Raw genomic sequence first — 2,025 nt, 5'->3', positions numbered from 1 at the left:
ACCTTGAACAACTGCCCGCCGAGGACGAAAAATCCCGGGCGATCCTTGAGCAGATGCGCATTGATGAAGAACATCATGCCGAAAGTGCGCTGGATGCTGGAGGGTTTCGTTTTCCTGCGCCGGTGAAGTTCGGGATGAGTCTGCTGGCCAAGGTGATGACCAAGAGCACATATCGGATCTGACGGTTGCGTTGTTTGATCGGGACTCTTCGCGGACAACAGCAATGAAAAAGGCGACTACCTTGCGGTAGTCGCCTTTTTTTGTACTCGGAACTCTCAGCTCGGCATGTTGCGCGCGTAGAAGATTTCAAGCATTTCGTGTTTTACACGCTCAGTCACCTGGGCACGCTGCTCAGAGGACAGGTTGCTGGTGGCGTCGCCGAACAGGTAGTTATCCAGTTCGAAGTTCTTCAACAGCATTTTGGTGTGGAACAGGTTTTCCTGATACACGTTCACGTCGGTCATCTGGTACGCGTCGCGGGTGTCTTCGGAGAGATAGTTCTGGATCGAGTTGATCTCGTGGTCGATGAAGTGTTTCTTGCCTTCAACGTCACGGGTGAAGCCGCGCACGCGGTAATCCACAGTCACGATATCCGAATCGAACTGGTGAATCAGAAAATTGAGCGCCTTGAGCGGTGAAATGACGCCACAGGTCGACACGTCGATGTCCACACGGAACGTCGCGATACCGTCCACCGGATGGATTTCCGGGTAGGTGTGCACCGTGATGTGGCTCTTGTCGAGGTGGGCCAGGATGATTTCGGGCAACGGGCCCGGAGACTCTTCAATCTGACTGTCGGTGGGGGTTACCGGCTCTTCAGAGATCAGAATCGTGACGCTGGCGCCCTGRGGTTCATAGTCCTGACTGGCGATGTTCAGGATATTGGCACCAATGATATCGACAACTTCTGTGAGGATCTGCGTCAGGCGCTTGGCGTTGTACTCTTTATTGATGTACTCGACGTAAGCCTGCTGGTCTTGCGGGGTTTCCGCGTAGCAGATGTCATAGATGTTGAAGCTCAAGGTCTTTGTCAGGTTATTGAACCCGTGGAGCTTGAGTTTGCTTTTCACCGTTAAAAACTCTCTATGTATTGCGGGCTGGCCGCGTGATCAAGCATGCCCGTCAGATGCGAACGACGCACCTGCGTAGGACGGTTAACACCTCTTCGCGATGGCGATTTTGGTTGTCTGTTCAGGCAAGCGACCTGTCGGGTGACCGATCACTGCCCTGAAAAAAGTGGCGCATTATGCAGACGTCAGCTATGGATCACCAGAGTCTGCACCGCTTTTATGATAGTTGAATGTCGATTCAACCGAGCTCGATAATCTCGTAGTCGTGGGTAATCGCCACGCCAGCCGCGCCGAGCATGATCGAGGCCGAGCAGTACTTCTCGGCCGACAGCTCGATGGCGCGCTTGACCTGGGCTTCTTTCAGCCCGCGTCCCTTGACCACGAAGTGCATGTGGATCTTGGTGAACACCTTCGGATCTTCGGTCGCACGCTCGGCTTCGAGGAAGGCTTCGCAGCTTTCGACGGCCTGACGCGACTTCTTGAGGATGCTGACCACATCGAAATTGCTGCAACCGCCAACACCCAGCAGGAGCATTTCCATCGGGCGGACACCCAGGTTGCGACCGCCGGCATCGGGCGGACCGTCCATGACCACGACATGACCGCTGCCGGATTCACCGAGGAACATGGCTTCGCCTGCCCATTGGATGCGTGCCTTCATCGCCAAGACTCCACTGTATAAAAAAGGGTCGCCAGCTTAGCACAGGGCCCTTGATTGGCAGCGCTTCGCCTTCCTAGGACATAACCGTATGGGTCGTAGGTAAATTCTCGAATCTTGAAGGAATGTGTCTGTTAAGCTGACGCCAATTCACTGGCGCTTAGCCAGCCTTGTAGCGAACAAAAAAATCCAGGCTTCACCAGCCCCCTACAAAAAACAAACACACCGTGCAGTCTTTTCGGGATACAACCATGGTTGCTATTACCCCCATATCCAAAATCAAGAACCTCGACAAAC

3 protein-coding genes are annotated in these 2,025 nt (G+C 54.0%); 1 reads left to right on the top strand and 2 read right to left on the bottom strand.

The genetic code is table 11. From position 1 onward, the window contains the following. The coding region (locus AC1DLB_RS28620) for a demethoxyubiquinone hydroxylase family protein (protein WP_477786148.1) at positions 1–182 on the top strand (182 nt) is incomplete at its 5' end. A 93-nt stretch (positions 183–275) separates the two neighbouring features. On the opposite strand, the gene speD is transcribed toward AC1DLB_RS28620, so the two are convergent. Beyond that, positions 276–1,070 (bottom strand): adenosylmethionine decarboxylase, encoded by a 795-nt coding sequence (speD, locus tag AC1DLB_RS28615; RefSeq protein ID WP_018928874.1) that lies wholly within the window; start codon positions 1,068–1,070, stop codon positions 276–278. Positions 1,071–1,308: 238 nt separating this feature from the next. Then, positions 1,309–1,731, bottom strand: a complete 423-nt coding sequence (locus AC1DLB_RS28610) for an OsmC family protein (protein ID WP_007941657.1) — start codon at positions 1,729–1,731, stop codon at positions 1,309–1,311. Positions 1,732–2,025 lie beyond the last annotated feature (294 nt).

This window comes from Pseudomonas sp. 05N434 (assembly GCF_056396965.1).
Note: the sequence above shows the minus strand (reverse complement) of the source record. Positions and strands in the feature narration are given on the sequence as shown.